This window comes from Actinosynnema sp. NPDC053489 (assembly GCF_044544865.1).
Taxonomy (GTDB): domain Bacteria; phylum Actinomycetota; class Actinomycetes; order Mycobacteriales; family Pseudonocardiaceae; genus Actinosynnema.
This window is the reverse complement of record NZ_JBITXT010000003.1, coordinates 157,379-180,565: the sequence shown is the minus strand read 5'-3', so window position 1 is coordinate 180,565 and position 23,187 is coordinate 157,379. Positions and strand designations below refer to the sequence as shown.

Here is a 23,187-nt window from a genome sequence, read left to right as displayed (position 1 = left end):
CACCCGGGCCGGTACCCGGAACCGCCCACGTCAGACCCGCGACCGCCGCGCGAGGCCGACCGCCGAGCCGCCGGGGAACCCGTCACACCGCCGACATCGTCTGCCACTGCGCCCACGGGATCTGCCAGTCGTACCAGTCGTACTGCGGCGGCAACGTCGTGATCGACCCGGTCACCTCCACCGGGTCGCCCACCAGCGCGCTGTCGTAGTACGCCTTCGCGTCGGCCTCCAGCAGGTTCGCGCACCCGTGCGAGGAGTTGACCTTCCCGATGTTCCCGGCGTTGTCGTTGTTCTCGTGGATGAACTCGCCGTGGTTGGAGAACCGCACGGCCCACTTCTTGAGCACGTTGGTGTACCCGTACCGCGGGTTGTCGAAGCTGAACTGCGGGTCCTTCTGCATGACGACGAACGTGCCGTTCGGCGTGGTCAGCTCCGGGTCGTCGTCCCGGCCGAACGACGCCGGGTAGGTCGCCACGGTCTGCCCGTCGCGCTGCACGACCAGCTGGTGCGACGGCGTGTCGATCTTCACGACCTGGTTGCGGCCGATGGTGAAGTCGCTGGTCACGTCCGCGCGCCCGTACGCGCCGCCGCCGTAGGGCACCCCGTACAGCTTCGCCTCGACGTGGATCTGCGTGTTCGCGGGCCAGTACCCCTCCGGCCGGTAGTGGACCTCGCGGGCGTTCAGCCACGCCCAGGTGCCCTGCACGCCGGCGGAGTTGGTGACGGTCAGCGCCTTCTGCACGCTCGCCCGGTCGGCGACGTCGACCTCGAACTCGACCTTGATCGGCACGGCCACGCCCACGGTCTGGTTGTCGCCGGGGAACAGCGTGGCGCGCACCTGCGACGCCGGGTTGACCGTGGTGAAGCCGCCCTTCAGCTCGACCGGCCGACCGTCGGTGCCGGTCGCCCGGCCCGCGTACGCGTACGCCTTGCCGTAGCCGAGCGGCTCGGTGCTGGTCCACGTCTTCTTGTCGTCGGCGAGCTTGCCGGCGACGGCCTTGCCCTCGGGGTTGGTCACCGCGACCTGGTCGATGGCGCCTTCGGCGACGGCGACCTGGACCGGCGCGTTGACCGGGGCGTCGGTCGCGCCGTCGGCCGGCGTGGTGGTGAACTTGGCCACGGGCGGTGTGTCGCCGCCGACCGGCTTCGCCGAGCCCTGCTCCACCTTCGCCGAGCAACCGGCCACGAGGGCCACGCCCAGCAGCAGTGCCGCCACTGTTCTGTGCACGTTTCGACGCACGTTACGACCTCCCGATCGAAGGACGTCCCACCCGACCCCTGGTGCGAGTGATCCGTATCACAGCCGTGTCCCACACCTAGGATCGCGGTGTGAACCGTCCTATCGCAGTCGTGACCGGGGCCAGCGCCGGCATCGGCGAAGCCACCGCCCGCAGGCTCGCCACCGAGGGCTTCCACGTCGTGCTCGGAGCCAGGCGGGTCGACCGCCTCCAGGTTATCGCGGATGAGATCGGGGGCGACGCCGTTGCCCTGGACGTCACCTCCGCCGACTCGGTCCGGTCCTTCCTGGACGCCGTGCCGGCCGCGAACGTGCTGGTCAACAACGCCGGCGGCGCGCGCGGCCTGGCCACGGTGGCCGAGGCGGACGAGGAGCACTGGCGCTGGATGTGGGAGACGAACGTGCTGGGCACGTTGCGCGTCACCAAGGGCCTGCTGCCGAAGCTGATCGCCTCCGGTGACGGGCACGTGGTCACCGTCACCTCGATCGCGGCCTTCGAGGCCTACGACAACGGCTCCGGCTACACCTCGGCCAAGCACGCCCAGTCCGCCCTGCACCGCACGCTGCGCGGCGAGCTGCTGGGCCAACCGGTCCGGGTCACCGAGGTCCTGCCCGGCATGGTGGAGACCGACTTCTCGGTCAACCGGTTCGAGGGCGACGCCGACCGCGCCGCGGCCGTCTACCAGGGCGTCACGCCGCTGACGGCCGACGACGTGGCGGACGTGATCGCGTTCGCGGTGACCAGGCCGCCGCACGTCAACCTCGACCAGATCGTGCTCAAGCCCCGCGCGCAGGCGTCGGCGTCGCGGGTGCACCGGACGTGATGAGGTCCACGTCGAGCTGGTCGAGCACCGGGCCGATGGGGTTGGCGAACCCCCGGTCCGGGCTGCCGCCGCAGTAGAGCCCGACCACGCGGTTCGCGTCGTCCAGCAGCACCGCGCCCGAGTCGCCGTGGTCGGCGAACCCGCGCGTCTCGATCCGGATCTGGTCGTGCAGCGTCCGCACGCCCAGCCCGACGCCGAAGTCGAGCGTGATGGCGGCGTCGGTGGAGGCCACCACGCCCTCGGTGACCGCCGTCGTCCGGCCGCGCTTGCGCACCCGGTCGCCGACGCGCGCCGGTGCCCACCCCGTGACCGGCCCGAGCCCCACCACCTCGGGCCGGGTCCGCGGTGTCGTGAGCGCGATCGCGGCCGCGTCGACCTGCCGGGACAGCGCCGCCCGCGCGAGCGCGCCGACCCGGTCGCGCACGGGGTGGCCGCCGTCGACGCGGGACGGGTGCGCCATCGGGTCGCCGACGGCCCACGCGTCGTCCACGCAGGCCACGTGGAACGACGTCAGCGCCATCACCGCGTGCCTGCGGCGGGGCGTGACCAGCGCGCCGAGCGTCCCGGCCACGACGTAGTCGTCCACTTCGGCGACGTCGGGCGGCACGAGCCGGATCGCCCGGCAGGGCCCGATCCCGATGCCGCCGGCCAGCGACTCGTGCCGCTCCGCGCCGCTCACGCCCTCCGGCGACGCGATGGTGTGGTGCGGCCAGAACGTGTCCTCGACCACGTCGGTGGGCACGCCCAGCACGTCGGGCGGGATGGCGAACTGGGCGGCCGGGCCCTTGCGGCGGACGAACACGACGATGGCCAGCTCACCGGTCACCCGGCCGCCGACGGTCTTCTCGCCGAGGTCGACACCCACCACGCCGGGCCGGCTCAGGAAGTCGTCCTCAACCAGCTTCTTGATCGGCCTGACGGCCGCGCGATCGTCGTCGGGACAGGCCATGACGACCTCCAACGGGTGCTTCTACCACCATGAAACGCGCCGCGTGAGGATTCGTCACACCGCGTCACCCGTTCGGCCTTGACCACGCGGCGGCCACCCCGGGACCACCGCGCCGGGGGTCACCCCAGCTCGCACCCGACCAGCACCGGCTCCGGGCGCAGCTCCACCCCGAACGCCGCCCGGACCCCGTCGCGCACCTCGCGCGCCAGCTCCAGCAGGTCCTCCGTGGACGCGCCGCCGCGGTTGGTCAGCGCCAGCGTGTGCTTGCCCGACAACGCCACCCGCCCGCCGGGCCCGCGGTGCCCGCGCCCGAAGCCGGCCCGCTCGATCAGCCACGCCGCCGACAGCTTCGAGAACCCCGGACCGGCCGGGTACGTCGGCACCTCCACGTGCGGTCCCAGCCGCTCCGCGATGCGGATCAGCACCCCCGCCAGCGTCGAGTCGTCCAGCATCGGGTTGGTGAAGAACGAGCCCGCGCTCCACGTGTCGTGGTCGGCCGCGTCGAGCACCATCCCCTTGCCGCGCCGCAGCTCCAGCACGGCCTTGCGGGCCGCGTCGGCCGGCACCCGGTCGCCGGGCGCGACGCCGAGCACCCTGGCCAGCTCGGCGTACCGGATGGGCGCGGACTGGCCGCCCGCGGTCAGCGCGAACCGCGCCCGCAGCACGACCGCGTGGTCGGTGCCCTTCAGCACGCTGGTCCGGTAGGCCAGGCCCAGCGCGTCCGCCGGCACCTGGTGCACCCGGCCCGTGCGCCGGTCGAGCAGGTCGACCGACGTCAGCACCTGCGCGACCTCGACGCCGTACGCGCCGACGTTCTGCACCGGCGTCGCGCCGACCAGGCCCGGGATGCCGGACAGGCACTCCAGCCCGCCCAACCCCTGCGCCACGGCCTCGGCGACGACCGAGTCCCAGTCCTCGCCCGCCTCCACGGTGAGCTGCACGAGGCCGTCGCCCAACGGGTCGAGCCGGCGGCCGGACGTGCCGACGGCCACCACCGTGCCGGGGAACCCGGCGTCCGACACGACCAGGTTCGAACCGCCGCCGAGCAGCAGCAACGGCTCGCCGTCGGCGTCGAGCGAGCGCACGGCGTCGACCAGCTCGGCGGCTGTGGTGGCGCGCGTGAACCTCGTAGCGGGGCCACCGAGCCGCAGCGTGGTGCACTCGGCCAGCGGCACACGGGCACTGGAGGGCGGGGTGGTCACGAGCGAGAACGGTAGCCTCCGCGACATGGCACGCCGCATCGAGCACCGAACCACGTCCCGCTGGCCCGCGCGGGACGTGTACGCAGCGCTGGTGGACGAGACGTACCTGCGCGACCGGCTCGCCGAGCTGGGCGGCACGAACCCGGAGCTGGTCGCCTTCACCGCCACCGACCAGAGCACGTCCTACCAGCTCAGGCAGGGCGTGCCCGCGGACCGGCTGCCGTCGGTGGCGCGCGGCCTGCTCGGCGGCGACCTCGTCATCGACCGCGCCGAGTCCTGGACCGAGGCCGGCCGCACCGGCACGGTCGAGGTGACGCTGAACGGCGTGCCGGGCCGGCTGGACGGCACGATCACGCTCGCCGACGCCCCGGGTGGGAGCGAACTCACCCTCATCGGCCAGGTCAAGGTCGGCATCCCGCTCATGGGCGGCAAGCTGGAGGCGTTGATCGCCGAACAGGTCGCCCTGCTGCTCGACAAGGAATCCGAGTTCACCGCCGAATGGCTCGCACGCCGCGCCTAGCCGCGGGCCGGGCGCGCGCGCTCGGCCTGCCCACGAGGGGCACCACCAACCCGAACCGCCTGCGCCGGGTGGACCGGTGGGTCGCGCACCACCACCGCGACCTGCTGTCCGGCCCGGAACCGCTGGTGGTGGACCTCGGCTACGGCTCCTCCCCCGTCACCACCGTCGAGCTGGCGGCCCGGCTGCGCGCGGTCAACCCGGACGTCCGCGTGCTCGGCCTGGAGCTGGACGCCGAGCGCGTCGCCGCGGGCCGGGAGGTCGCCGACCCGCCCCGGCTGGACTTCCGGCGCGGCGGGTTCGAGCTGGCCGGCGCGCGCCCGGTGCTGCTGCGGGCGTTCAACGTGCTGCGCCAGTACACCGAGGAGCAGGCGGCCGAGGCGTGGGGCACGATGGTCGCCCGGCTCGCGCCCGGCGGCGTGCTGGTCGAGGGCACGTGCGACGAGATCGGCCGCCGCTGCTGCTGGGTCGCGCTGACCGCCGAGGGCCCGCGCACGTTCACGCTGTCCTGCCTGCCGGCGGACCTGGACACCCCGGGCGACCTGGCCGAGCGGCTGCCGAAGGCGCTGATCCACCACAACGTGCCCGGTGAGCGGGTGCACGCCCTGCTGGCCGAGCTGGACGCGTGCTGGGCGACGGCCGCGCCGTTCGCGCCCTACGGGCCGCGCGCCCGGTGGGTGGAGTCCGTGCGGCTGCTGGCCGGGCGCGGCTGGCCGGTGCTGGACGACCGCAGGAGGTGGCGGCTCGGCGAGCTCACCCTCCCCTGGGAGGTCGTCCGTCCCTAGGCTGTCGCGGGTGGACCACCTCGACTTCGTGCCGCACCTGAGGACCGAGTACGCCGCGCTGCGCGCCGCCGCGCTCGCCGTCGGGCCGGACGCGCCCGTGCCCACCTGTCCCGGTTGGACGATCCGGGACCTCGTCGACCACCAGGCGCGCACCCACTCCTGGGCGCTGCGGGCACTGCGCACGCCGGCGGACGGCGAGCGGCCCCGGCCCGAGGACCGCCCCGCCGACTGGGACGAGCTGCTGGCCTGGGGGCAGGAGAAGCTCGCGGAACTCGCCGACACGCTGGCCGGCGGCACGTCCGACACGCCCGCCTGGTCGTTCGTCGGGCCGAGGACCTTCGGGTTCTGGTCCCGCCGGCAGGCGCACGAGACGGCGGTCCACCGGCTGGACGCCGAGCACGCCCGGCACGGCACCGAGGTGCCGTCGCTGCTGTTCGACGCCGGGTTCGCGGCCGACGGCGTGGACGAGTACCTGACCTGGATGCTGACGCACGTCACGCGGCGCAGGCCGGTCGAGCGGGCGGGGCGGGTGCTGTTCCACGCCGCCGACGCGGGCCGGGCCTGGGAGCTGCGGCTGACGCCGGGCGAGCCGCCGGTGGTCGGGCCGATCACCGACTCGGCGACCGACGAGGACGCCACCGTGGCGGGCACCGCCGACGCGCTGTACCGGGCGGTGTGGGGCAGGCCGACCGGTGCCATCACATCGGGTGACAGGTCACTGCTGGACGGGCTGCCGCGACCGTAGATACTTCCCGTCGTGCCCCTGCCTGAGCGACGCTACGTGATCACCTTCGGCTGCCCCGACCGCACCGGCATCGTGGCGCGGATCTCCTCGTTCCTGGCCGAGCACGGTGGCTGGATCGTCGAGGCGGCCTACCACACCGACACGACGACCAACTGGTTCTTCACGCGCCAGGAGGTGCGGGCGGACTCGCTGCCGTTCGACGTGGAGGAGCTGCGGGCCAGGTTCGCCGAGGTCGCCCGCGACCTCGGCGCGCACCCCGGCTCGTGGCGGGTCACCGACACCGGCGAGCGCAGGCGGGTGGTGATCCTGGTGTCCAAGGAGGGGCACTGCCTGTACGACCTGCTGGGCCGGGTGGCGTCGCACGAGCTGGACGTCGACGTGGCCGCGGTGATCGGCAACCACGCCGACCTGGCCGGGATCACCCGGGCGCACGGCATCCCGTTCCACCACCTGCCGTTCCCGGCGAACGACCCGGAGGGCAAGGAGGCGGCGTTCGCGCAGCTGCGGCAGCTGGTGGACGCGCACGAGCCGCACGCGGTGGTGCTGGCGCGGTTCATGCAGATCCTGCCCGCGGAGCTGTGCGCGGCCTGGGCCGGGCGGGCGCTGAACATCCACCACAGCTTCCTGCCGTCGTTCGTCGGCGCGCGGCCGTACCACCAGGCGCGCGGCCGGGGCGTGAAGCTGGTGGGCGCGACGTGCCACTACGTGACGGCGGACCTCGACCAGGGGCCGATCGTGGAGCAGGACGTGATCCGGGTCGACCACACGGACTCGGTGAGCGACATGGTGCGCAAGGGCCGTGACATCGAGAAGGTCGTGCTGGCCCGCGGCCTGCGCTGGCACCTGGAGGACCGCGTCCTGGTGCACGGCAACCAGACCGTCATCTTCTGACCCCGTCTTCCGAACCCCGCGTGTGTCGAACGCCCAGGCCGCGTGTGTCGAACGCCCGCGTCCGTCGTGTCGAACGCCCGCGTCCCCCGATTTCCACGTTCGTGGGCGTGGCGGGCCCGTAGGCTGCGCCGGTGCGCACCGAGTACACCGAGCCCGACCGGGTCCGCGCGGCCGTCGACCTGCGGCACGCCGTCCTCGTCGGCCTCGACCTGGGCGAGGTCGACCTGCGCGTGCCGATGGACGGCGCGCTGTTCCTCGGCTGCACGCTCTCGCCGCAGGTCCAGCGGCGCGCGGCGGCGGCCGGGGCGCTGGTGTTCCCGACCATCCCGGACGTGCCCTACGACGTGTACCGGTCGCGGCTCTACACGCCCGCGGAGCTGTTCGCCGGGTTCGACCTGGGGCGCCCGGCCTCCTACGCCGACACCCCCGACGCCGCGATCTACCGCCACAGCCGCGCCCAGGGCCACAACCCGGACCCCCTGCACGCGATCGCCGAACGCCTGCACGACCACGCCATCACCGAGGCGCTGGCCGACGCCCTGCCCGAACGGCCGGTCGCCGTGATGGGCGGGCACGCGCTGGCCCGCGACACGGACGGCTACCGGCGGGCCGTGCGGCTGGGCGCGGCGCTCGGCGACGCCGGGTTCACCGTGCTGACCGGCGGCGGGCCGGGCGTGATGGAGGCCGTGCCGCTGGGCGTGCGGATCGGCGTGGACGAGCCGACGTTGAAGGAGCTGGCGACCGCGCCGAGGTTCGGCGGCGACGCCGAGTCGATCGGCCGCTGGATCGCCGCGTGCCCCACCGACCTGCCGACCGGCGACCGACCGCGCACGATCGGCATCCCGACCTGGTTCTACGGCCACGAGCCGCCCAACCCGGCGTGCGAGCTGCACGCCAAGTACTTCGCCAACTCCGTGCGCGAGGAGGGCCTGCTGACCGTCGCCACCGGCGGCATCATCTACACGCCGGGCAGCGCGGGCACCGTGCAGGAGGTCTTCCAGGACTACTGCCAGAACCACTACGGCTCGGTCGGCCCGGCCGCGCCGATGGTGTTCCTGGGCCGGGACTTCTGGGTGGACGAGGTCCCGGCCGCGCCGCTGGTGCGGCGCCTGGCCGCCGGGCGCGAGGCGGAGCGCTGGATCCTGGTCACCGACGACACGGACGAGGCGGTCGCCTTCCTGCGCGGCTACGCCGCCTAGCGGGCCAGGCCCTCGACCACCTCGGCGCCGGGCAGCTTCGCCAGCACCTCACCCGGCACGAGCAGCTTGCTGCCCCGGATGCCGCTGCCGATCACCAGCTCCGGCGCGGCGGCGACCTCGGGTGACAGCAGCACCGGCCAGTCGCCCGGCAGGCCGATCGGCGTGATGCCGCCGTACTCCATGCCGCTGAGCGACACCGCGTCGTCCATCGGCGCGAACGACGCCTTGCGCGCGTCCAACCGCCGCCGCACGACGCCGTTGACGTCGGCGCGCGTGGTCGCCAGCACGACGCACGCGGCGTAGCGGACGGTCTCCCCGCGCTTGCCCGCGACGACGACGCAGTTCGCCGACGCCTCCAGCGGCGAGCCGTAGTGCGCGCAGAACTCGGCCGTGTCCGCCAACGCGGGGTCGATCTCCGCGACCGCGAGCCGCGCCGCGTCGGGCAGCGACCGCAGCGCCGCGGCGACGGGGGCCGCGACCAGGTCCAGCCGGGCCGGTGCCGGCAGGGGGCTCAGGGTTCCTGCGATGGTCCACACGCCGACCATCCTGCCGGCCGCGCTTGACGTTGACGCAGCGTCAACCCCTACCGTGGTCGGCACAGGGAGGGAGCACGGTCATGGCGTGGTCGATCGCGCAGGTCGCGCGGATGTCGAAGGTGACCTCGCGGACGCTGCGGCACTACGACGCGATCGGCCTGCTCGAACCGGCGTGGGTCGGCGACAACGGCTACCGCTACTACGAGCGGGAGCAGCTGCACCGGCTCCAGCGCATCCTGCTGCTGCGCGACCTGGGCCTCGGCCTCGACACCGTGGCCGAGGTGCTGGACGGGCGGCACCGGGAGGTCGACGTGCTGCGCAACCACGCGCGGTGGCTGGCGGCCGAGCAGGAGCGGCTGGCCAGGCTCGCCCGGACCGTGTCCCGCACGATCGAGGAGCTGGAAGGAGGTGACGAGGTGAAGCTGGAGGAGCTGTTCGACGGCTTCGACGCCGACCGCCAGGCCCGCTACGAGGCGGAGCTGGTGGAGCGCCACGGCGAGGGCGTGCGCGAGCACGTCGACGCGAGCAAGCGGCGCATGGCGGGCTGGTCGAAGTCCGACGCCGAGGGGTTCACGGCCGAGTGGCAGGCCGTGTACCGGGCCTACGCGGAGCTGTTCGACGCCGGTGTCGCGGCCGACGCGCCGCGGGCGCTGGACGTGACCGACCGGCACTACCGGTGGGTCTGCCGGAGCTGGACGCCCGACCGCGAGTCCTACCCGGGGCTCGGCGCGCTCTACGTGGACTCGCCGGAGTTCAAGGCGCGGTTCGACGCGCACGCCGAGGGGTTCGCCGAGTACGTGCGCGACGCCATCGCGGCGTACGCGGCGGCCAGGCTGTAGCGGGTCCACGGGGAGGTGCACATCCCCGTGGACCCCGGTCGAAGTGGGTACCGTCGGCTCGGGTCAGATGTCCTGGAGCCCGAACGCCTTGAGCGCCTCGCGGTTGAACGCGGGCAGGTCGTCGGGGTTGCGGCTGGTGACCAGGGTCCACCCGCCCTCGGTGCAGACCCGGACCTCCTCGTCGGCCCAGTCACCGCCCGCGTTGCGGATGTCGGTGGCCAGGCTCGGGAACGAGGTGAGCCTCTTGCCCCGCAGCACGTCCGCCTCGACCAGCAGCCACGGCCCGTGGCAGATCGACGCGACCGGCTTGCCCGCCGCCACGTGCTGCTGGACGAACCGCACCGCGTCGCGGTCCATCCTGAGGAAGTCGGCGTTGGCGACCCCGCCGGGGATCACCACACCGTCGTAGTCCATCGGGTCGGCGTGCGCGAACGGCACGTCCACGTCGAACGTGTCGGCCGGCGTCAGGTGGTCGAACGCCTGCACCTGCCCCAGCTTGGGCGCGAGCAGCCTCGGCACGGCACCGGCCTTCTCCACGTGCTGCCAGGGCTCGGTCAGCTCGACCTGCTCGATGCCCTCCGTGTCGACCAGGAATGCGATCCTCTTCTGTTCGGCCATGCCCTTCGGCTACCCGGCCAGGAAGTCGCCCAACCACCCGCGGACCTCGGCCCGGTGCGTCGTCCACGACGGCACGAGCTCCAGCCTGGCGTCCGGGAACGCGGCCGCGACCTGCTTGGCCACGTCCTCGGGGTGCAGCGGGTCGTCCGTCGCGCCGATCACCAGCACGGGCGCCGTGACCCGGGCCAGCACCGCCCGGTCGGCGACGGCGACCTGGCCGGGCAGCTCGGCGAGCGCGCCGTCGAGCCGGTCGAACGCGCGCCGCCGTTCGGCCTGGTAGCCGGGCGGCCCGCCGACGGCGGTGATCGCCTCCTCGCGGCCGAGCAGGCGGCGCGGCTCGTCCAGCACGGCGGGCAGCAGCAGGGCGACCCGGTCGAACGCGTCGGGTTCGTCGGCCAGCAGGGCGAGCAGCGCGCCGGCCGTCAGCGACACGCCGACGGCCCTGGTCGCGCCGGTCTCCCGGGCGACGGCGCGCAGGTCGGCGGCGATGCGCCGGTAGGTCCAGTAGCCCTCGGGCGCGTCCGGCTCGTCGCCGTGCGACGGGAGGGTGACCACGACCCTGGTGCCGGGCACGCCGGACGCGGGCAGGCGCGCCTCACCGGGTGTCGCGCCCAGGCCGTGGCCGACGAGCGTGACGGGCGCGCCGGAGCCGAAGCCCCGGTGCGTCACCACCGCGGGCCGCGCTGGACCTCGATCAGCCGGGGCCGGACGTCGACCACGTACACGGTGACCGCGACCAGCCCGGCGAGCCAGAACATGCCGCCGGCGGAGAACGGGTGGAACAGCAGCAGCGCGAACGCGCCGCCGCCGGTGATGCCGAGCCACGCGGGCTTGGTCATGCGCTCGGCCGCCGTGTAGGCGTCGGCCCGCTGCGACAGCGCGTGCGCGAAGGCGAACACGCCCATGACCAGCGCGGCGTAGTACACCGCGAACATGACCCAGGCGTCCAGGTAGAGGGGACTGAAGGCCGGGAAGGGTGGCAACACGTCTCCAGCGTACGTGCGGGGCGCGGTCGTGGTACAGCCGAAACGGGGCGCCCCTGGTGGGACGCCCCGTCACGGGCGGATCACTGCGCGCTGTCGGTGGGCTTCTTGGCGGCGGGCTTGGTGCCCGCGGGCTTGGTACCGGCGGGCTTGGTCGCGGCCGCCGGCTTGGTCTCGAGCTTGCTCACCGGCTTGGTCACCGGCTTGGTCTCGGTGACCGGCCCGGTGACCGGCTTGGTGGTGGCGGGCTTGCGCGGCGCGGCCTTGCGGCTGGTCTCGCGCACCTCGGCGGCGACGTCACCGCCGACCTCGACCACGGTCTCGGCCAGCCGCTCGGCGGCGTCGTCCAGGTCGTCGGCCACCTTCTCGCCGACCGAACGGGTGCGGCGGGACACCTTGCCGAGCACGTCGTCGGCCAGCACGCGGGCGTCGGCGGCCGCGGCCCCGGTGCGCTTCTGCGCGGTCTCGACGGCCTCTTCGACCTGGTGCAGGGCCTTCTGCAGGCCCGGCTGGGTCTTCAGCTTCTCCAGCGCCTCCTCGCCGTGCTGGGCGAGGAACTGGTAGAGGTTCAGCGCGGACTGCGTGTAGGCGTCCACGACCTTGCGCAGCTCGGCCGGGTCGAGCCGGTCGCGCAGGTCCTTGCGCAGGTCGTTGGACTCGGCGGCGGCCTTGGCGGCCTCGGCCCGCTCGCGGGCCTTGGTCAGCGCCTCGACCACGGCCTTGGCGGCCAGGTCACCGGCGCCCAGGGCGGCCAGCAGCGGCGTGCGGGCGGCGGCGACGGCCTGCTCGCCCGCCTTGCGCAGTTCCTCGGTGGTGGGCAGGTTCGGCATGGGGATCACTCCTCCGGCTCGGTCTGGGTGGCGGTCGTCGGACTGCCGGCGTTCTCCCGCCGGAACGACTCGTAGACGTCGAGCAGCACCTGCTTCTGCCGCTCGGTCAGGTCGGGAGCGGTGACGATGGCGTCGGCGAGGGCGCCGCCCTCGCGCTGCTCCAGGATCCCGGCCTCGACGTACAGCGCCTCGGCCGAGATCCGCAGCCCCTTGGCGATCTGCTGCAGGATCTCCGCGCTCGGCTTGCGCAGCCCGCGTTCGATCTGGCTCAGGTACGGGTTGGAGACCCCGGCGAGCTTGGCCAGCTGCCGCAGCGAGATCTTCGCCGTGTTGCGCTGCCGGCGGATGTACTCGCCGATGTCGCGGCCGAGGTCGGTCACCGCCTCGTCGATGGACTTGTCCAACTTTGCGGCACCTCCTCGATCCGTATTCCACGGTACGCGGAGGTGCTAGCAACTGCAAGCGCTCTGCTAGCAAGTCGGACGTGTCCTCGCCCACAGCGCTACCGTGGAGCGCGTGGACGTCGCGGCGCACCTGCGGGCCCGGCTGGTCGACTCGCTCGTGGCCGCCGGCGTGCTGCGCGACCCCCGCTGGGTCGACGCGTTTCGGCAGGTGCCCAGGCACGTCTTCCTCCCGGGCTTCCTCGTCCGGCGCCCCGACGGCGCGTGGGAGCCGGTGACGTCGGACCACCCCGACCACCTCGCGCTGGCCTACGCCGACGACGTCTGCGTGACGCAGCTCGACAACGACGACCGCGCGTGGGAGCAAGCACTCGCGACCGGCGCCGTGACCGGGGTACCCACCAGCTCGTCGAGCATGCCGACGATCATGGCGATCATGCTGGAGGCCCTGGCCGCCCGGCCGGGCGACCGGGTGCTGGAGGTCGGCACGGGCACCGGGTACAACGCCGCCCTGCTCTGCCACGTGCTCGGCGAGGGCTCGGTGACCTCGATCGACGTCGACCCGGGCGTGCTGGCGCGGGCACGGGCCGCGCTGGCGTCGGCCGGCCACCACCCGACGTGCGTCGCCGGCGACGGCGAGCGGGGGCACGCGCCGGGCGCTCCCTACGACCGCGTCCTGGGCACGTGCGCCGTGTCGCGGATCCCCGGGGCGTGGCTGGAGCAGACCGCGCCGGGCGGGTTGATCGTGACGACGCTGAACCGGGCCGTCGGGGCGGGCCTGGTGCGGCTGACCGTGCGGGACGGGCGGGCGCACGGGCGCGTGCTGCCGGAGGACGGGCGGTTCATGCCGCTGCGCGCGCACCGGCAGGCGTGGGCGGACGAGGCGCTGCACCGCGCCCTGACCGCGACGCCCACGACCTCGCGCACGACCCTGCTGTCCGCGCGCGACGTGCTCGACCCGGCCGCCGGGTTCGAGTTCTTCGCGGGCCTGGCGCTCGGCGACGTGGCGGTCGCGGGGGACCCGGTGCGGCTCGCGCACGCGGACGGCTCGTGGGTGCGGCACCGCGGCGCGGTCGTCGACCAGGGCGGTCCCCGCGCGCTGTGGGACGTCGCCGAAGCCGCCCACCGGCAGTGGCGCGCGCTGGGCCGGCCGCGCCGCGACCGGTTCGGCTTCACCGCGACCCCGTCCGGGCAGCACTTCGCCCTCGACGGCACGGCGCTGACGTGGCCGCTGCCCTGAGCGGGCGGGTCAGTCGAGCAGCTCCTCCAGGAAGCTGCGCCGGCGCGGCGGGTAGTGGTGCGGGTCGTGGTAGGCGACGTGCTGCACCGGCGCGGCGGAACCGGGCGGCGGCTGGTACGGGGGCGGCGAACCGGCGGGGTGCGTGCCGGGCGGCGGCTGGTACGGCGGCGGCTGGTAGGGAGGCGGCGGCCCGGCAGGCGACCCGTCCACCGGCGGCGCCCCGTCAACCGGCGCGACCGCGGGCTCGGTGGTCACCGCGGGGGCCGGGACCGGGGCGGGCACCGGGACGCCGACCGGCGCGGGCACGCCCTCCGGCCGGTAGGGCTGCGCGTAGTGCGCCCGCTCGGCGGCGATGATCTGCTCCAGCTCGCCCCCGTCCAGGAAGACGCCGTGGCAGTTCTCGCACTGGTCGATGTGCACGGAACCACGGCTGATGGTCCGCATGAGGTCCTGGCACTTCGGACAGATCACGCGATCGAGGGTACGCACGACACAGGGGTCACCGCGTCACCACGAGCGGTGACCGGTCCGTCATGATGCGGTGGTGTCCAGATTCCGCCAGCGTGCCGTGCTCACCGGGTGCGTGCTGGCCGCACTGCTCGCCGCGGCCGGCCTGTTCGCCACCGACCACGGCATCGACCCCCACCTGTGGCTGACCGGGCTCGCCCTCGGCTTCCTGGCGCTGCTCGCCGCGCTGGACCCGTGGCTGCACCGCAGGCGCGCCGCGGGCCTGGCCACGGACGACAACCTCGACGCCGCCGCGCGCGACCTGGCCCGCGCCCTGCACGCGCAGTGGAACGAGGAGTGCCGCGCCCGCGGCCTGGGCGACAACCTCCTCGACCTGCACTGGACCGCCACCGCGGGCGAGCCGGGGCACAGCGACGCGGTCCTGCGCGCGTTCGGGCGCAACCCGCGCATGGTGTTCCTCGGCGAGCCGGGCGCGGGCAAGAGCACGACCGTGATGCTGCTCACGATCGGGCTGCTCGACCGCCGGGCGGACGACCCGGTGCCGTTCCTGCTGCCGCTGTCCACGTGGGACCCGGAGGCGGAGGACGTGCGCACCTGGATGACCCGGCGGCTGTACGAGGACCACCCGGCGCTGCGCAACACCGAGCTGTACGGCAGCTACGCGGGCGACCTGCTGGTCGAGCAGCGGCGGGTCTTCCCGGTGCTCGACGGCCTGGACCAGATCCCCGCCGAACGGCGTGCCGACGCGCTGGAGCGCATCAACCGCGCGTTCCCCGGCGGGCACCCGCTCGTGCTCACCTCCCGCACCGGGGAGTTCGCCGAGGCGGGCGTCCCGGTGGCGAACGCGCAGGTGCTGCTGCTGGAGCCGCTGGACCTGGAGGAGGTCGCGGGCTACCTGCGGTCGGTGTCGGACCCGGTGACCGCGGCCCGCTGGGAGCCGATCTTCCTGCACCTGCGCGACGAGCCGGACGGCCGGCTGGCCGAGGCGCTGTCCACGCCGCTGGCGGTGTGGCTGGCGGGTGTCGTCTACGGGTACGGCGAGCCGAGCGAGCTGCTGGACCGCGGCCGGTTCCCCGACCGGTTCGCCATCGAGAACCACCTGGTCGACCTGCTGGTCGGCGGCGCGTTCGGCGACCGGGGCGTGGCGCACCAGGCGCGGGCCAGCCAGGTGTGGCCGCGCGACAAGGCGGCCCGCTGGCTGGCGTTCCTGGCGGGCGAGATGCGCCGGCGCGGCGTGCGCGAGCTGGGCTGGTGGGAGCTGCGCCGCTCGGTCGGCAGCGCGTGGCTGGCGTCGCTCGGCGCGGTCGCGCTCGGCCTGATCGGCGGGTTCGGCGTCGCCTGGCTGATGGCGTACGCGAGCACGCCGAAGCTCGCCCCGATCACCGGCCTGGCCGCCGGGCTGGCGGTCGCGGCGGCGGCGCTGCACGCGTCCGGGCAGCGCGCGCCGAAGCCGAAGCTGGGCGTGTGGCGCAGCCTGGTCGTGGTGAGCGGGGTGCTCGGCACGGCGGCGGGCCTGGTGTTCGGCGCGCTGTACGGGCTGTCCGCGGGCCTGGTCGTCGGCCTGGGCAGCGCCGTGGCGGTGGCGTTGCGGTTCGGGTTCGCCAGCAGCGCCGAGCTGAGCCACCCGTCGAGTCCGAAGTGGACGATGGCGCGGGACCGGATCGCGGTGTGGACCGGTTCGCTGGTGCTCGCGGTGGTGTTCGGCACGGCGGCCGGGCTGGTGTTCGGGCCGAAGCAGTCCGGCATGGTCGGGCTGGGCCTGGCGTGCGGGCTGATGCTCGGGTTCACGCTGTCGGTGCTGCACCTGCGCTGGTGGTGGTTCACCGTGGCGCGGATCTGGCTCGCGGCGCGGGGCAGGCTGCCGTGGGAGCTGATGGTGTTCCTGGACGACGCGCGCAAGCTCGGCGTGCTGCGGCAGGCGGGCGCCGCCTACCAGTTCCGGCACGCGATCGTGCAGGACCGGCTGGCGGGCGACCGCCCGTCGCAGGTGACGTCAGACGCCTAGCCCCCGCAGCCGCCGGATCGCCTCGTCCAGCACCTCGTCGCGCTTGCAGAACGCGAACCGCACCAGGTGCCGCCACTGCTCGGGGTGGTCGGTGAACACCTGCACCGGCACGCCGGCCACGCCGATGCGCCCGGGCAGCTCGCGGCACAGCTGCGCGCCGTCGGTGAAGCCGAGCGGGCGGACGTCCGCGGTGATGAAGTAGGTGCCCTCGCTGGGCCGCACGGCGAACCCGGCGTCGGCCAGGCCCGCGGCCAGCCGGGACCGCTTGTCCTGCAACGAGGTCCGCAGGTCCTCGACCCAGCCCAGCTCGTGCCGCAGCGCGTGCGCCACGGCGGGCTGGAACGGCGCGCCGCCCACGAACGTCAGGAACTGCTTGGCCGCGCGGACGGCGGCGACCAGCTCGGCCGGGCCGCACGCCCAGCCGATCTTCCAGCCGGTGCAGTTGAACGACTTGCCCGCGCCGGAGATCGTGACGGTCCGCTCGGCCATGCCGGGGAACGTAGCCAGCGGCACGTGCTCCAGGCCGTCGAACACGAGGTGCTCGTAGACCTCGTCGGTGATCGCGACCAGGTCGTGCTCGACGCACAGGGCGGCGACGGCGGCCAGCTCGTCGCGGTTGAGCACGGTGCCGGTCGGGTTGTGCGGCGAGTTGAGCAGCAGCGCCCTGGTCCGCGGCCCGATGGCGGCGCGCAGCGCGGCGACGTCCAGCCCGAGGCGGCCGGTGCCCGGCTCCTCGACCAGGCCGACGGCGCGGCGGGTCGCGCCGGCCAGCGCCACGGACGCCGCGTAGGAGTCGTAGTACGGCTCGATCAGCACGACCTCGTCACCGGGTTCGACCAGGGCCAGCAGCGTGGCCGCGATGGCCTCCGTGGCGCCGACCGTGACGAGGATCTCGGTGTCGGGGTCGTAGTGGGTGCCGTAGCGGGCGCGGTGCCCGGCGATGGCCTGCCGCAGCTCGGGCGTGCCGGGACCGGGCGGGTACTGGTTGAGGCCGCCGTCGATCGACGCCTTGGCGACCTCCAGCATCCCGGCCGGGCCGTCGGTGTCCGGGAAGCCCTGCCCGAGGTTCACCGCCCCGGTGCGCGTGGCCAACGCCGTCATCTCGGCGAAGATCGTCGAGGTGAACGGCCTCATCCTGGTGACTAGCGCTGGTGCCCGCACAAGGCCGAATCTTCACGGACAATGGCGTCGTGGAGCAACTGACCCCCGCTGACCTGCTCAAGCGCCAGGGCCTGCGCCGGATGAAGCTCGTGGCGACCGGGTTCTTCCTGGCCGCGACCGCCGTCTTCCTCGTGGCGCTGCTGAACGAGGACACCGGACCGGCGTGGGTCGGGTACGTCCGCGCCGCCGCCGAGGCGGGCATGGTGGGCGCGCTGGCCGACTGGTTCGCCGTGACGGCCCTGTTCCGCAGGCCGCTGGGCCTGCCGATCCCGCACACGGCGATCATCCCGACCCGCAAGGACACCTTCGGCGACGCGCTGGGGTCGTTCGTGGGCACGAACTTCCTGTCCGAGGCGGTGGTGCGCGACAAGCTGCGCCGCGCGGGCATCGCGCGGCGGCTCGGCGAGTGGGTGGCGCGGCCGGAGAACGCCGAGCGCGTGACGTCCGAGCTGGCCAACGTGGTCAAGGGCGCGGTCACCGTGCTGCGGGACGAGGACGTGCAGGCGGTGGTGGAGCAGGCGCTCGTGCGGCGGCTGGTCGACCAGCCGTGGGGCCCGCCGCTGGGCAAGCTGCTCGGCCAGGTGCTCGCGGACGGCGCGCACCACAAGCTCGTGGACCTGGTGTGCGACCGGGCCTACGACTGGGTGCGGGACAACTACGACAAGGTCATGGGCGTGGTGTCGGACCGCGCGCCGTCGTGGTCGCCGAAGTTCGTCGACTCGCTGCTGGGCGACAAGGTCTACACCGAGCTGCTGAACTTCGCGTGGGCGGTGAAGACCGACGTCAACCACCCGATGCGGCTCGCGGTGGACCAGTTCCTGATCGAGTTCGCCTCCGACCTGCGCACGGACCCGGCGACGATGCAGCGCGCCGACCAGGTCAAGCAGCAGGTCGTGGACCACCCGGACGTGCAGCGGGTGATCGGGTCGGCGTGGGGCACGGCGAAGAAGATGCTCCTGGACGCGGCCGAGGACCCGTCGTCGGAGCTGCGCCGGCGGGTGCGCGAGGGGCTGCTGTCGTTCGGCGGCCGGTTGGTGGAGGACGAGGCGCTGCGGGCGAAGGTCGACGGGTGGCTGGAGGGCGCGGCCGGGTACGTGGTGACCCACTACCGCGACGAGATCACCACGTTGATCACCGACACCGTCGAGCGCTGGGACGCCGAGGAGACCTCGCGCAAGATCGAGCTGCAGGTCGGGCGGGACCTGCAGTTCATCCGCATCAACGGCACGGTCGTCGGCGCGCTCGCGGGCCTGGTGATCTACACCGTGGGCCAGCTCGTGTCCTGAGCGTTCGGCCCGGGGGGCCCGAACGTTCGACACCCGGGCCCTGAACGTTCGACACACGGGCCCTGAACGTTCGACACACGGGGCGCGGACGCTCCCGCCGCGTGTGTCGAACGCCGGGGTCCGGTGTGTCGAACCCCCAGGACCCCCGGGTTCCGCGCTCAGGTCACGCTCAGCGCACGGCGTTCCCGCCAGTTGCGCGCCTTCTCCCGGTTGCCGCACGTCTGCATCGAGCACCAGGTGCGCGAGCGGTTGCGCGAGCGGTCGAAGAACGCCCACCGGCAGTCGTCCGCCTGGCAGATCTTGAACCGCTCCCAGGTGCCGAGCACCGCCAGCCGCGCCGCCGCGCCCAGCACCGCGCCCAGCGCGTCCGTGCTGGACATCGTCGGCACGCCGTGGCTCAGGTCGACGCGGATCAGGCCCGCGACGGGGGTGGGGTCGGGTCCGTCGTGCCGTTCACCCAGCGAGGCCCGCAGCGACGCGCGGACGGCACGGGCCTCGCGCGGGTCGCCCGCGCCGCCGAGGCCGCGTTCGGTGACCCACTCGCGCCAGGCGGCGGCGCTGTCCAGGACGTCCGTGCCGAGTTCGAGGTCTCGGGTGTTGAGGAAAGCGAGCAGCAGCTCCACATCGTGTTCCGCATCGCCGGCTCGACCCTGCGTGAAAGCCGCGTGGTCCCAGCCGGCCGCCAGACCAGTCACCCCACCACTGTAGGCGTCGGCGACCCCTGATGTGGCGAAGTAACCGGTGATTCAACGTGATCGGTTACTCCGACTGCCCGTTCGGACCAACGGTCCCGCTGCGCCGATCAGGCTATGAACCATGTGTATACCTCGTGTGTATAGTGCGTCGCATGTCGATCGGACACACCCTGCTGGGCCTGCTCGAGAAGGGCCCCCGGCACGGTTACGACCTCAAGCGGGTCTACGACGAGCGCTTCGGCCAGGACCGCCCGCTGCACTACGGGCAGGTCTACACCACGCTCTCCCGCCTGCTCCGCAACGGCCTCGTCCAGGAGGCGGGCGTCGAGCCGGGCGAGGGCCCGGAGCGCAAGCGCTACGCGATCACGGACGCCGGCGTCACCGACGTGGAGCAGTGGCTCGGCACGCCGGAGAAGCCCGAGCCCTACCTGCAGAACACGCTCTACGCCAAGGTCGTGCTGGCCCTGCTGTCCGGTCGCAGCGCCGACGACGTCCTCGACGTCCAGCGCGCCGCCCACCTGACCACGATGCGCGAGCTGACCAAGCGCAAGGCGCACGGCGACCTGGCCGACCAGCTGATCTGCGACCACGCCCTGTTCCACCTCGAAGCCGACCTGCGCTGGCTGGAGCTCACCGCCGCGCGCCTCGGCCAGCTCCGGACGGCGGTGACCCGATGAGCGGCAACCCGGTGGGCGACCCGATGGGCGACCCGGTGGGCGGCGACCCGAACCGCGCGCGGACCCTGCTGGAGGCGGTGGACCTGCACAAGTCGTTCGGCCCCACGCCCGCGCTCGACGGCGCGGGCCTCAGCGTCCGCGCGGGCGAGGTGGTGGCCGTGATGGGCCCGTCGGGCTCCGGCAAGTCCACCCTGCTGCACTGCCTGGCCGGCATCCTCACCCCCGACCGCGGCACGGTCCGCTACCGGGACGTGGAGCTGAGCGCGATGGGCGACGGCGCGCGCAGCGAGCTGCGGCGCACCGACTTCGGCTTCGTGTTCCAGTTCGGCCAGCTCGTGCCGGAGCTGAGCTGCCTGGAGAACGTGGCGCTGCCCCTGCGGCTCGGCTCGGTCAAGCGCAGGGAGGCCGAGGCGCGGGCCCGCGAGTGGCTGGACCGGCTGGAGGTCGCCGACGTCGCGGACAAGCGCCCCGGCGAGACGTCCGGCGGCCAGGGCCAGCGGGTGGCCGTGGCGCGCGCCCTCGTCACCGGGCCGCGCGTGGTGTTCGCCGACGAGCCGACCGGCGCGCTGGACTCCCTCAACGGCGAGCGCGTGATGCAGCTCCTGGTCGCCGCCGCGAAGGAGACGAACGCGGCGGTGGTGCTGGTGACGCACGAGGCGCGGGTGGCCGCCTACTCCGACCGCGAGGTCGTGGTGCGCGACGGCCGGTCCCGCGAGATGGAGCCGGTCACGTGACGCGGTGGTTCTCCGACCTCGCCCTCGGCGTGCGGCTGGCGCTCGGCGGCGGCCGCACGTCGTGGGTGCGGTTGGCGTTGACGGGCGCGGGCATCGGCATCGGCGTGGCCGTGCTGCTGGCCGCCTCGTCGGTGACGACCGTGCTGGCCGAGCGGGACGCGCGCCAGGCCGCGGCCACGCCCGTCACCACCGGGGACGGCTCGGGCGACGTGCTGTACTCGACGTTCTGGAACACCGAGTACCGCGGCCGGTCGATCTCCGGCCGGTACGTCAAGGCGAGCGGCCCGGGCGCCCCCGTGCCGCCGGGCGTGTCGAGGGTGCCCGGCGACGGCGAGCTGGTCGTCTCCCCGGAGCTGGCCCGGCTGCTGGCCTCGCCCGAGGGCGAGCTGCTCCGGGCCCGGTTCCCGCAGCGGGTGGTCGGCACGGTCACCAGGGCCGGCTTGAACTCGCCGCACGACCTGCTGTTCTACGCCGGTGACGCGACCGTCCAGGAGTCCCCCACCGCAGCGATCTCCGCGTTCGGGGGTGAGCGGGAGGAGCGTGCGCTCGACCCGGTGCTGACCCTGCTGCTCATGGTCGGCGTGGTCGCGCTGCTGTTCCCGGTGCTGGTGTTCGTGGGCATCAGCACCCGGTTGGCGGGCGCCGAGCGGGACCGCAGGCTCGCGGCGCTGCGGCTGGTCGGCGCGGGCGCGCAGCGGGTGCGGCGGATCGCCGCCGGCGAGGCGCTGCTGGGCGCGGTGGTCGGCCTCGGGGTCGGCGCGGCCGTGTTCTTCACCGCGCGGCAGTTCGTCGAGGGCGTCCGGTTGCTGGGCATCAGCGTGTTCGTCGAGGACCTCACCCCGTCGGCGCCGACGGTGGTGCTGATCGCGGTGCTGGTGCCGGTGCTCGCGGTGGTGACGTCGGTGATCGCCATGCGCCGCACGGTGGTGGAGCCGCTGGGCGTGGTGCGGCGGACCAAGCCGGTGCGCCGGGTGCTGTGGTGGCGGCTCGTGCCGATCGTGCTCGGCGTGGCGGCGTTGGCGACGCAGGCCGGCGCGTTCGGCGGCGCGGTCCGCGGCGGGTCCGACGTGGTCGTGATCGGCGGGATCATCCTGCTGCTGCTGGGCATCCCGGTGCTGCTGCCGTGGGTGGTCGAACGCGCGGTGGCCCGGCTGCGCGGCGGCGCGCCGTCGTGGCAGCTGGCGATCCGCAGGCTCCAGCTGGAGAGCGGCACGGCGGCGCGCGTGGTCGGCGGCGTGGCCGTGGTGCTGGCGGGCGGGATCGCGTTGCAGTCGGTGATGGCCAGCGCGCAGAGCGACGTCGTCGAGCGGCCCCCGTCCCCGGTCGACAAGAGCCGGATGATGATCTCGGTGCAGGACGCGACGCCCGAGGTGACCGCGCGGACCGTGGCCGTGCTCCGGGGTTCGGCCGGGGTGCGGGAGGCGAACCCGTTGTGGGCGCTGTCCTTCCAGACGCGGCCGGACGAGTACGGCTCGGCGCTCATCGGCAGCTGCGAGGCGCTGCGCACCCGGGCGGCGCTGCCGAGCTGCCGGGACGGCGACTCGTTCTACGTGCCCGACGAGAGGCCGCGAATCGAGCCGGGGCAAGGGGTTGCGGTGTTCCGGAACGGCGACGAGCGCGACCCGAGTCTCCAGTGGACGGTGCCCGCCTACACCGAGGCGCGGGGTCTCGAGGAGGACGGCTTCCACATGGGCGGCGGCCTGCTGCTCACCCCGGCGGTGACGGCCGGCCTGCCCGTCGAGCCCGGCCACGCCGGCATCCTGGTGCGGGTCGACCCGGACGTGCCGGAGATCGGCGAACGGGTCCGCAACGCGCTGGCCCCGCTGACCTGGCGCACCTACACGTCGTACTTCGGCGAGACCGACCCGTCGCAGCGGGCGGAGCAGTTCCGGAGCATCCGGCAGGCCCTGCTCGCCGGCTCGCTGGTCACGCTGCTGCTGGCGGGGGCGAGCCTGCTGGTGCTGGCGCTGGAGCAGGTGCGGGAGCGCAGGCGACCCCTGGCCGTGCTGGCGGCGAGCGGCGTGCCGCGCGGCGCGTTGAGCCGGTCCATGCTGTGGCAGAACGCCGTGCCGCTGCTCCTCGCGCTCGTCGTGGCCGTGTCCGTCGGCGGTGGCCTGGCGGTGCTGCTGCTGCGGATCATCTCCCAGCCGGTCGTGCTGGACTGGGCCGGCATCGGCGTGCTGAGCGCCGCCGCGGCCCTGATGGTGGTCGTCGTCACCCTGCTGTCCCTGCCGTCGCTGCGGCGGGCCACCGGCGCCCTCGGCCTGCGCTCCGAGTAGGCCGAGGCGGACGTCGCCGCCCCACGACGCCCCCAAGCCCGGGGCGGCGACGTCACCGGTTCCGGCACACCGAAGCGACGTCCCGG

Annotated in this window: 25 protein-coding genes; 13 read left to right on the top strand and 12 right to left on the bottom strand. The window is 74.1% G+C overall.

The annotated features are described in order from the left end of the window. Window positions 1-82 precede the first annotated feature (82 nt). Entirely contained in the window at window positions 83-1,228 is a 1,146-nt protein-coding gene (locus ACIGNX_RS07500; RefSeq protein WP_396537372.1) for an Ig-like domain-containing protein, read from the bottom strand. Between the two features lie 101 nt (window positions 1,229-1,329). Between ACIGNX_RS07500 and ACIGNX_RS07495 the strand changes: the two genes are divergently transcribed. Continuing rightward, a complete protein-coding gene (locus ACIGNX_RS07495) occupies window positions 1,330-2,061 on the top strand; it encodes an SDR family NAD(P)-dependent oxidoreductase (protein WP_396537370.1) in 732 nt (243 codons plus the stop codon). Here the strand turns inward: ACIGNX_RS07495 and ACIGNX_RS07490 are convergent. Then, complete coding sequence (locus ACIGNX_RS07490) at window positions 2,015-3,010, bottom strand: hypothetical protein (protein ID WP_396537368.1); 996 nt, start codon at window positions 3,008-3,010, stop codon at window positions 2,015-2,017. The genes ACIGNX_RS07495 and ACIGNX_RS07490 overlap by 47 nt on opposite strands. A 119-nt stretch (window positions 3,011-3,129) precedes the next feature. After that, a complete protein-coding gene (locus ACIGNX_RS07485) occupies window positions 3,130-4,239 on the bottom strand; it encodes a UDP-N-acetylmuramate dehydrogenase (RefSeq protein WP_396537366.1) in 1,110 nt (369 codons plus the stop codon). Between ACIGNX_RS07485 and ACIGNX_RS07480 the strand changes: the two genes are divergently transcribed. From ACIGNX_RS07480 to ACIGNX_RS07460, 5 genes are all read left to right on the top strand, one after another. Beyond that, complete coding sequence (locus ACIGNX_RS07480; RefSeq protein WP_396537364.1) at window positions 4,238-4,732, top strand: DUF2505 domain-containing protein; 495 nt, start codon at window positions 4,238-4,240, stop codon at window positions 4,730-4,732. The two genes, ACIGNX_RS07485 and ACIGNX_RS07480, sit on opposite strands and share 2 nt — an antisense overlap. Beyond that, complete coding sequence (locus tag ACIGNX_RS07475) at window positions 4,711-5,514, top strand: class I SAM-dependent methyltransferase (RefSeq protein ID WP_396537362.1); 804 nt, start codon at window positions 4,711-4,713, stop codon at window positions 5,512-5,514. The genes ACIGNX_RS07480 and ACIGNX_RS07475 overlap by 22 nt, the downstream gene beginning before the upstream one ends. Window positions 5,515-5,524: 10 nt before the next feature. Beyond that, window positions 5,525-6,259: a maleylpyruvate isomerase family mycothiol-dependent enzyme gene (locus ACIGNX_RS07470; RefSeq protein WP_396537360.1), complete on the top strand. Its 735-nt coding sequence runs from the start codon at window positions 5,525-5,527 to the stop codon at window positions 6,257-6,259. A 12-nt stretch (window positions 6,260-6,271) separates the two neighbouring features. Then, window positions 6,272-7,150: a formyltetrahydrofolate deformylase gene (purU, locus tag ACIGNX_RS07465; RefSeq protein WP_396537358.1), complete on the top strand. Its 879-nt coding sequence runs from the start codon at window positions 6,272-6,274 to the stop codon at window positions 7,148-7,150. A gap of 131 nt (window positions 7,151-7,281) precedes the next feature. Continuing rightward, on the top strand, window positions 7,282-8,349 hold the full coding sequence (locus tag ACIGNX_RS07460; RefSeq protein ID WP_396537356.1) for an LOG family protein: 1,068 nt from the start codon (window positions 7,282-7,284) through the stop codon (window positions 8,347-8,349). Here the strand turns inward: ACIGNX_RS07460 and ACIGNX_RS07455 are convergent. Then, window positions 8,346-8,894, bottom strand: a complete 549-nt coding sequence (locus ACIGNX_RS07455) for a YbaK/EbsC family protein (protein ID WP_396537354.1) — start codon at window positions 8,892-8,894, stop codon at window positions 8,346-8,348. The genes ACIGNX_RS07460 and ACIGNX_RS07455 overlap by 4 nt on opposite strands. A 71-nt stretch (window positions 8,895-8,965) precedes the next feature. Here ACIGNX_RS07455 and ACIGNX_RS07450 point away from each other — a divergent pair, with 71 nt between their 5' ends. After that, complete coding sequence (locus ACIGNX_RS07450) at window positions 8,966-9,724, top strand: MerR family transcriptional regulator (protein WP_396537352.1); 759 nt, start codon at window positions 8,966-8,968, stop codon at window positions 9,722-9,724. A gap of 63 nt (window positions 9,725-9,787) precedes the next feature. On the opposite strand, the gene ACIGNX_RS07445 is transcribed toward ACIGNX_RS07450, so the two are convergent. The 5 genes from ACIGNX_RS07445 to ACIGNX_RS07425 form a co-directional block, all read right to left on the bottom strand. Beyond that, window positions 9,788-10,342 carry a type 1 glutamine amidotransferase domain-containing protein gene (locus tag ACIGNX_RS07445; protein WP_396537350.1) on the bottom strand — a complete coding sequence of 185 codons (555 nt, stop codon included), beginning with the start codon at window positions 10,340-10,342 and terminating at the stop codon, window positions 9,788-9,790. A gap of 9 nt (window positions 10,343-10,351) precedes the next feature. After that, a complete protein-coding gene (locus tag ACIGNX_RS07440) occupies window positions 10,352-11,014 on the bottom strand; it encodes an alpha/beta fold hydrolase (protein ID WP_396537348.1) in 663 nt (220 codons plus the stop codon). After that, a complete protein-coding gene (locus tag ACIGNX_RS07435; RefSeq protein ID WP_396538182.1) occupies window positions 11,008-11,292 on the bottom strand; it encodes a DUF2516 family protein in 285 nt (94 codons plus the stop codon). The genes ACIGNX_RS07440 and ACIGNX_RS07435 overlap by 7 nt, the downstream gene beginning before the upstream one ends. A gap of 116 nt (window positions 11,293-11,408) precedes the next feature. After that, on the bottom strand, window positions 11,409-12,155 hold the full coding sequence (locus tag ACIGNX_RS07430; protein ID WP_396537346.1) for a hypothetical protein: 747 nt from the start codon (window positions 12,153-12,155) through the stop codon (window positions 11,409-11,411). Window positions 12,156-12,160: 5 nt separating this feature from the next. Beyond that, window positions 12,161-12,559 (bottom strand): helix-turn-helix domain-containing protein, encoded by a 399-nt coding sequence (locus ACIGNX_RS07425; protein WP_396537344.1) that lies wholly within the window; start codon window positions 12,557-12,559, stop codon window positions 12,161-12,163. Window positions 12,560-12,671: 112 nt separating this feature from the next. Between ACIGNX_RS07425 and tgmC the strand changes: the two genes are divergently transcribed. Further along, window positions 12,672-13,796 carry an ATP-grasp peptide maturase system methyltransferase gene (gene tgmC / locus ACIGNX_RS07420; RefSeq protein ID WP_396537342.1) on the top strand — a complete coding sequence of 375 codons (1,125 nt, stop codon included), beginning with the start codon at window positions 12,672-12,674 and terminating at the stop codon, window positions 13,794-13,796. A 9-nt stretch (window positions 13,797-13,805) separates the two neighbouring features. Here the strand turns inward: tgmC and ACIGNX_RS07415 are convergent, their stop codons facing one another. After that, complete coding sequence (locus tag ACIGNX_RS07415) at window positions 13,806-14,267, bottom strand: zf-TFIIB domain-containing protein (protein ID WP_396537340.1); 462 nt, start codon at window positions 14,265-14,267, stop codon at window positions 13,806-13,808. Window positions 14,268-14,340: 73 nt separating this feature from the next. Here ACIGNX_RS07415 and ACIGNX_RS07410 point away from each other — a divergent pair, with 73 nt between their 5' ends. Then, window positions 14,341-16,269, top strand: coding sequence for an NACHT domain-containing protein (locus ACIGNX_RS07410; RefSeq protein WP_396537338.1), 1,929 nt, complete (start codon window positions 14,341-14,343; stop codon window positions 16,267-16,269). Here the strand turns inward: ACIGNX_RS07410 and ACIGNX_RS07405 are convergent. Continuing rightward, a complete protein-coding gene (locus tag ACIGNX_RS07405; RefSeq protein ID WP_396537336.1) occupies window positions 16,258-17,430 on the bottom strand; it encodes a pyridoxal phosphate-dependent aminotransferase in 1,173 nt (390 codons plus the stop codon). The two genes, ACIGNX_RS07410 and ACIGNX_RS07405, sit on opposite strands and share 12 nt — an antisense overlap. A 29-nt stretch (window positions 17,431-17,459) precedes the next feature. Between ACIGNX_RS07405 and ACIGNX_RS07400 the strand changes: the two genes are divergently transcribed. Continuing rightward, on the top strand, window positions 17,460-18,716 hold the full coding sequence (locus tag ACIGNX_RS07400; RefSeq protein ID WP_396537334.1) for a DUF445 domain-containing protein: 1,257 nt from the start codon (window positions 17,460-17,462) through the stop codon (window positions 18,714-18,716). Between the two features lie 158 nt (window positions 18,717-18,874). On the opposite strand, the gene ACIGNX_RS07395 is transcribed toward ACIGNX_RS07400, so the two are convergent. Next, complete coding sequence (locus tag ACIGNX_RS07395) at window positions 18,875-19,411, bottom strand: CGNR zinc finger domain-containing protein (RefSeq protein ID WP_396537332.1); 537 nt, start codon at window positions 19,409-19,411, stop codon at window positions 18,875-18,877. Window positions 19,412-19,563: 152 nt separating this feature from the next. Between ACIGNX_RS07395 and ACIGNX_RS07390 the strand changes: the two genes are divergently transcribed. The 3 genes from ACIGNX_RS07390 to ACIGNX_RS07380 are packed head-to-tail and all read left to right on the top strand — an operon-like array spanning window position 19,564 to window position 23,101. Beyond that, entirely contained in the window at window positions 19,564-20,088 is a 525-nt protein-coding gene (locus tag ACIGNX_RS07390; RefSeq protein WP_396537330.1) for a PadR family transcriptional regulator, read from the top strand. Window positions 20,089-20,111: 23 nt separating this feature from the next. After that, on the top strand, window positions 20,112-20,822 hold the full coding sequence (locus ACIGNX_RS07385) for an ABC transporter ATP-binding protein (protein ID WP_396538180.1): 711 nt from the start codon (window positions 20,112-20,114) through the stop codon (window positions 20,820-20,822). After that, window positions 20,819-23,101: an FtsX-like permease family protein gene (locus ACIGNX_RS07380; RefSeq protein WP_396537328.1), complete on the top strand. Its 2,283-nt coding sequence runs from the start codon at window positions 20,819-20,821 to the stop codon at window positions 23,099-23,101. Before ACIGNX_RS07385 ends, ACIGNX_RS07380 begins: the two co-directional genes overlap by 4 nt. Window positions 23,102-23,187 lie beyond the last annotated feature (86 nt).